The following is a 6,615-nucleotide window of genomic DNA, read 5'->3' on the forward strand; positions in this document are numbered from 1 at the left end:
GGCGGTTTTGCTGGCGCGGGCTCCCGCCCCGGCCCCGCCGCCGGCGTGGGCGCCGGGGGGGGCGGCCCCCCCGCCGCCCCCCCCCGCGGGCGCGCCCCCCGTGGCCGCCCAGGACGCCCGCTGCGAGGCCTGGACCGCGGCGGACGAGGCGGCGATGGCCGTGCGGGCGGCGGACGCGGCGCCCCCGGCGGCGGTGGCGGCCTGGCGGGCCGCCTCGGCGGACCTGCGGACGTCGTCCTTCGCCTTCTCGGCTTCGGCCGCAGCCGTTTCGGCCTTCTCCTTGGCCTTGCTCGCGGCGGTCGTCGCACGCTCGGAGGCCTCGACGGCGAGGTCCGTCTGCTCCCGGGCACGCGCGCTCTCGCGCTCAACGATGGCGACCAACTGGCCGATGGTCGCGGCCTCCTGGTCGCGGGCCCGCGCGATGTGCTGGCCGGTGTCCAAGTACCACTGCACGTCGTCCGCGGTGCCGCTCAAGGCCCGGTTCGCGTACTTCTTGAGCTCCGGGCCGGCCGTGGAGAGGCTGCGGATGATGTCCACCCGCATGTCCTCCAGCCTGGCGTTGTACTGGCCGGTGAGCAGGAACTGCTCCAGCGCCTGGTCCGTGCCGGCGCTCAGCGCGGCGTTGCCGTCCCGCTTGACGCTCTTTCCGCCGTTGGCCATGACGCTGAGGGTCGAGACCCGCATGTCCTCCGTGACCGAGGGGCGGAACCCGTCCTTCACGAACGTGGATATCGCCTCGTCCCCACCACTGAGGGCGGCGCTGACGTCCCTTCGTACGCTCTTGCCTCCGTAGCCCAGGTAGGTGAAGGCGGCGACGCGGTTGTCGATCCGCGTCGCCTTCGGCAGCTCCTCGGCGAGGAAGGCCGTGATCTCCTGGTCGGTGCCGCTCAGTGCGTAGGCGGCCGCCTCCTTGGCCGAACGGCCGCCCAGAATCCATGCCTTGACGGCCTTGGCACGTTCCGTGTCCGGGAGGGCCAGGGCATCGCCGGCCGGGCCGGCGCCGGTGGCCGTGGCCGTGGCCGTGGCGGCCCGTACGGGTGTGGTGAACAGCCAGGGTGTGGAAGCGGCGGCTGCGCCCGCCGCGACGGCGGTGGCGAACCGGCGTCGGCTCCAAAACGTTTCCTGCACGGAAGAACCTCTCTGATTTTGATTCCTCGAGACCGAGGCCAAATCACGCCCGGGAAATCTCACCGGGACGGCGGTGAACTGACCTTAAGCAGCACACACGCCCGGAACACACCCGGCTTCAACCCAACCGGCACCGCCGTCGAAAGATGGCTGAATCTCGCCCTCAGGTTTTCGCAAAACCGCCACAACCATTGTGTGAAGTGGCGCAAGTCACGCCCCTGATGGGTGATATGCGCCGGGACGCACCATTTATTCACTTGGCCGGATGGCAAATGGCTTGGTTTCATTCAGGAGATCGCCAGCCACTGAAGAGCGCCGTCGCATTCCGTTTTCCGACTGCGTGGATCAGCCATGCCCCGAGGTGCGCACAAAACCATGCGCAGCCACTCCAATGGACTGGCGACTTTTCATCGCCGCGCAATTACGCGCGTTCGAGAATCACCTGGATTCGACACTAAGGATGAACATGAAGGCACGTAGCGCTATCCTGCGGATCGTCGGCGCGGCTGTCGGCGCGGGTGCTCTGGCCTGGGCCGCAGTCGTCGGGGGCGTGACCGGGCAGGCCGGCACGGAAGGCATCGCGACGAAGTCGATCGCCGACGAGGGCCCGGGGTACGCCATCGAGGACTTCGCTTATCCGAACGCCGACAAAATCCTCGCGGAGAAGAAGATCAAGCTGAAGAGCGGCGACGGTCACATCCTCCTCGCCGAGTGCACGGGTGCGCCCGAGCTGCTGGAGGTCTTCTCCCACAAGAGCGAGAAGGTGTGCTTCCGGGTCACCGGGGACAAGGGATATCTGAGCCTGGAGATTCCGTCGGTATTCGGAGTCAAGGGAAACAATTACGCCGCTCAGGTCGATATGTCGGTCGGCACCGAGGAGAAGACGTTCACCGTCGACAGGAACGCCTGGACGGCTGTGGGCGAGACCGCGGACGATCAGGGCCGCGATTTCATGCTTCTGGAGATCAGGACTTCCAAGTAGCCGCCGCGGGGTAGCACCCTCGCGCGTCGAGCACAAAGCCGTACGTCGCCGCCGGCGTGTCGGCTCACTTTTCCTGCTCCGAAAGAAGACCATGCCTGAATCGCGTCTCCTCCCTCCGCGGGTGACGGGTCTGCTCGTCTCCGCCACCGCCGTTGCCGCGGGCCTCGTGTCCGCCGGCCCCGCCCAGGCCGTCGTGGGCCCCGAGGCACCCTCCGGCCAGTACGCCTTCGCCGTGAAGCTGGTCATCGGCGACGAGGCCCACAGCCGTGGCTGCACCGGCACTCTGATCGACGCCAACTGGATCCTGAGCGCCGCGAGTTGCTTCGCGACCACCCCGGGCACGACGGTGCCGGCCGGCAAGCCGGCGCTGAAGACCTCGGCGACCCTCGGCGACGGCAAGACCGTCGAGATCACCGAGATCGCTCCGCGCTCCGACCGCGATGTCGTCCTCGCCCGTCTGGCCGCCCCCGCCACCGCCCCCGCAGGCGTCAAGCGCGCGACGGCGGCACCGGCGACCGGCGCCGACGTCACGGCGGCCGGGTTCGGGCGGACCAGGACGGAGTGGGTGCCCGGCACGCTCCACACCGGCTCGTTCACCGTGAACGCCGCCGATGCCACCGGCCTCACCCTCACCGGCAAGGGCACCGACTCCCTCTGCAAGGGTGATACGGGCGGTCCGCTGCTGAACGCCGCCGGTGAGCTCGTCGGCGTCAACAGCCGCTCCTGGCAGGGTGGTTGCTACGCGGGCGATCCCGCCGAGACCCGCACCGGCGCGATCGCGGCCCGCGTGGACGACCTGCGTGAGTGGATCGACGGATACCGCGCGACGACGCCGGGATGGCAGACCGAGACCCTCGTCCAGTCCGGTGGCAGCCTCTACCAGGGCATCCGCCTGCCCGACGGCTCCTGGACCGGGTTCACCGACGTCCAGGGCAAGGTCAGCAGCCTGGGCGGGATCCGCAGCTCCGCGGCTGCCGGCATCAACGGCGACACGCACGTGCTGGCCATCAGCACGAGCGGCGGACTCTTCCACACCATCCGCAAGGCGGACGGCACCTGGGGCCGGTTCGGAGACGTCTTCGCCGTGTCCGGCACCCTCGGCAAGCTCACCCAGGTCTCGGCCGTCTCCATCGGGTACGACCTCCACGTCGTCGCCGTCGCCGACGGTAAGGCCTTCCACACCGTCCGCGACGCGACGGGCAACTGGACCCCCTTCCGCGACATCAGCAGCGGCTCCCTCGGCAACGTCACCGCCGCCGCGACCGCGAGCGTCCGCGGCGAGCTCCAGGTCGGTCTCGTCAGCGGTGGCAAGCCCTACCACAGCATCCGCCAGACGAACGGCAACTGGCTGAGCTGGGGCAACGTGGCCCAGGCCGCCGGCGGCACCGGACCCGTCACCGCGATCGGCATGGCCGGTGCCGGCGACGGGACGCACTTCACCGTGGCCACCGACAACGGCACCCACCAGTACCACTCGCTCCGCAACTTCGACGGCACGTGGACCCCGTTCGGAGACCTGAAGCCCTACCTCGGCAGCGTCACGGCCAAGGCCCTGTCGGCCGCCGCCGTCAACGGCGAGCTCCAGCTCGGCGTCACCACCGACGACGGCCGGGTCGTGCACATCACCCGCCACGCCGACCGGACCTGGGGCGCGCCCGCGACCGTGCCGCTGGAGGGTCTGCCCGGGGCCCCCGGCGCCCTCGCCATCACGGCCACCCTGCACAGCTGATCCGACTCCCCCGATCCCGCGACGGCGGCGGCTCCGCGATCCCGGTCACGGGGCCGACGCCGTCGTGGGCGTCAGGGCCGACGAGCCGGGCCCGCCCCTTCGCGCACCCGCGCACCAGAACCTGATCCCGCTGCTTAAGGATGCTCCGCATGTCAGTTCTCCACCCCCGCTCGACGCGGGCCGGCCTCGCGCTGACGGCGACCGCGGTCGCCGCGGGTCTGGTCACCGCCGGCACCGCCCGGGCCGTCACCGGCCCGGAGGCCCCCGCCGGACCGTACGCCTCCCTCGTGCAGCTGGCACTCGGCGACGAAGTGAACGGTCGCGGCTGCACCGCGACCCTGATCGACCCGCGCTGGGTCCTGACCGCGGCGAGCTGCTTCGCCACCACTCCCGGCGTGGCGGTCCCGGCCGGCAAGCCCGCGCTGCAGGCCACCGCGAGGCTGAGCGACGGCCAGAGCCGCGAGATCGTCGAAGTCTCCGCCAGTGCCGCCGACCGGGACCTCGTCCTCGCCCGCCTCGCGGCCCCGGCCGTCGGCGTCCCGACCGCCAAGTTCGCCGCGACGGCTCCGGCGGCGGGTGCCGAGGTGACCGCCGCGGGCTTCGGCAGGACGAGGACCGACTGGGTACCCGGCAAGCCCCACACCGGAGCGTTCACGCTGAACACGTCCGACGGGGCCACCCTTTCCCTCACCGGCAAGGGCACCGACGCCCTCTGCAAGGGCGACACCGGCGGCCCCCTCCTCAACTCGGCCGGCGAGCTCGTCGGCGTCAACAGCCGCTCCTGGCAGGGTGGTTGCCTCGGCGCCGATCCCACGGAAACCCGTACCGGCGCCCTTTCCTCCCGCACCGACAACCTCGCGGCGTGGATCGGCTCGATCACCGCTCCGCGCACGGGCGACCAGGTGTCCCTGCTGGCCGGTGGCGGCGGAGCGATGTGGTCCCGGTTCGGGGACCTCGGCTACGGGGAGTACGGCCAGTCCTGGGCCAAGGTCGACGGCAAGGACGTGTCCCGCGTGGCCACCGTCCGCGACGGCGACGTGGTGCGCGCCTACGCGATCGTCGACGGCCGGGTCTACGGCCAGGACCTCCACCTGGCGTCGAACGGCATGTGGTCCGGCTGGGGCGAGGTGCCCGGGGGCGCCGCCGGCGCCAAGGACATCGCCGCCTCTCTGGTCGGCACCAGCGTCCACGTGCAGATCGTCGGCGCCGACGGCAATCTCTACTCCCAGGTCGCCGACTACCGGGCCGGCCGCTGGAACGACCTGTGGACCGCGGTCGGGGCGTCCGGACTGACGCGCGTCACCAGCGCGCCCGCCGGCCCCATCGTGCGCGTCCAGGCCGTCGGCGACGGGCGCGTCTACGGCCGTGACTTCGACACCCGCGACGGCAGCTGGACGCGCTGGGGCGAGGTGCCCGGGGGCGCCAGCGGCGTCAAGGACATCGCATCCAGCATGATCGGAAACAACGTCCGGGTGCAGATCGTCGGCGGTGACGACGCCGTGTGGACCCAGTTCGGCAACTACGACGCCGGCCGCTGGAACGACGCGTGGAGCAGGGTTGGCGGCACCGGTCTGACGAACATCACCAGCGCTCCCTCGGGCAACGCCCTCGAGCTCTACGCGACCGACGCCGCGGGCAAGATCAAAAACGCCCGGCTCGACACCGGTACCGGCACCTGGAGCACGTTCCAGGATCTCGGGGGCAACCTCTCCGGCGCCACCGACGTGTCCGCGGCCGTCATGGCCGCGCCCTCCAGGGTGACGCTGGCCGCGACCGCGCCCGACGCTCTGGCCATCCAGAACGGCACCCTGGCCACCGGCGCCTTCGCGCCCCGGTGGAACACCGTCGGCGGCCTCCCGGTCACCAACCTGACCAGCGTCGACACGGGCAGCACGATCCGCTATGTCGGTGTCGCCGGCGGCCGGGTCTACGACCGTGAGTACAACCCGTCCACCGGTGTCTGGGGCAACTGGACCGAGGTGCCCGGAGGCGCCGTGGGCGTCAAGGACATCGCCGCCACCATGATCGACAACGTGCTGTACGTACAGATCGTGGGATCCAACGGCGACCTCCACACGCAGGTCGGCGACTACAACGCCGGCCGGTGGAACCCCTACTGGACCGCCGTCCCCGGATTCACCGGGCTGACCGCCCTCACCTCGGTGAAGGCGGGCCCCTACGTACGCCTCTACGGCATCGCGGGCGGCAAGGTCTACGGCCGCGACCTCGACACGCGCAGCAACACCTGGAACAACTGGGGTGACATCCCCGGCGGCATCACCGGCGCCAAGGACATCACGGTCGCCCGCACCGGAGCCACGGTCCAGATCCAGGTCATCGGCTCCGACGGCGCCCTCTACAGCCAGGCCGGCGACTACTTCGCCGGCGCCTTCCGGCCGACCTGGACCAAGGTCGGCGGCACCGGACTGACCCGCCTTTCCAGCACCGCCGCCGCAGGCAACATCAGCGTCTACGCCCTCGGCGCCGCCGGCACGGTCCAGAGCACGACCCTCGACACCACCGTGGGCAACTGGACCGCCTGGCGTCCGGTTCCCGGCACGCTCACCGCACCGACCGACCTCAGCGCCACCGCCACCCGGTAACACCCCGCACCACCGGCCCGCGCGGGGGGGGGGGGGCCCGCGGCCGCGGCGGGGGGGGTGGGGTGGGGGGGCGGTGGGGGGGGGTGGGGGTCACCCACGCCGCGGCTGCGCGGCGGAAGGTCGTCGAGGACGACCGAGTGGGCGCCGATCCGGGAGTCGGCGCCGTTGGTGAC

At 71.4% G+C, this 6,615-nt stretch carries 4 protein-coding genes; 3 read left to right on the forward strand and 1 reads right to left on the reverse strand.

Going from position 1 to position 6,615, the window contains the following annotated elements:
- Nucleotides 1-1,128, reverse strand: a 1,128-nt coding sequence (locus ACFXA3_RS30935) for an ALF repeat-containing protein (RefSeq protein ID WP_385192041.1), incomplete at its 3' end; no start/stop codon positions are given.
- 391 nt (nt 1,129-1,519) lie between these two features.
- On the opposite strand from ACFXA3_RS30935, the gene ACFXA3_RS30940 reads away from it, so the two are divergent.
- From ACFXA3_RS30940 to ACFXA3_RS30950, 3 genes are all read left to right on the forward strand, one after another.
- The gene (locus ACFXA3_RS30940; RefSeq protein ID WP_385192044.1) at nt 1,520-2,110 is read left to right on the forward strand and encodes a hypothetical protein; all 591 of its coding nucleotides are present in this window, start codon (nt 1,520-1,522) and stop codon (nt 2,108-2,110) included.
- A 91-nt stretch (nt 2,111-2,201) separates the two neighbouring features.
- Entirely contained in the window at nt 2,202-3,839 is a 1,638-nt protein-coding gene (locus ACFXA3_RS30945) for a trypsin-like serine protease (RefSeq protein ID WP_385192047.1), read from the forward strand.
- Nucleotides 3,840-3,988: 149 nt separating this feature from the next.
- Nucleotides 3,989-6,442 carry a trypsin-like serine protease gene (locus ACFXA3_RS30950; protein ID WP_385192050.1) on the forward strand — a complete coding sequence of 818 codons (2,454 nt, stop codon included), beginning with the start codon at nt 3,989-3,991 and terminating at the stop codon, nt 6,440-6,442.
- Nucleotides 6,443-6,615: the final 173 nt, after the last annotated feature.

The organism is Streptomyces sp. NPDC059456, from assembly GCF_042750055.1.
Taxonomy (GTDB): domain Bacteria; phylum Actinomycetota; class Actinomycetes; order Streptomycetales; family Streptomycetaceae; genus Streptomyces.

What these genes read in the sequence shown, in the direction of transcription:
- ACFXA3_RS30940 (WP_385192044.1), top strand. Translation starts at nt 1,520, where the DNA reads ATGGACTGGCGACTTTTCATCGCCGCGCAATTACGCGCGTTCGAGAAT.
- ACFXA3_RS30945 (WP_385192047.1), top strand. Translation starts at nt 2,202, where the DNA reads ATGCCTGAATCGCGTCTCCTCCCTCCGCGGGTGACGGGTCTGCTCGTC.
- ACFXA3_RS30950 (WP_385192050.1), top strand. Translation starts at nt 3,989, where the DNA reads ATGTCAGTTCTCCACCCCCGCTCGACGCGGGCCGGCCTCGCGCTGACG.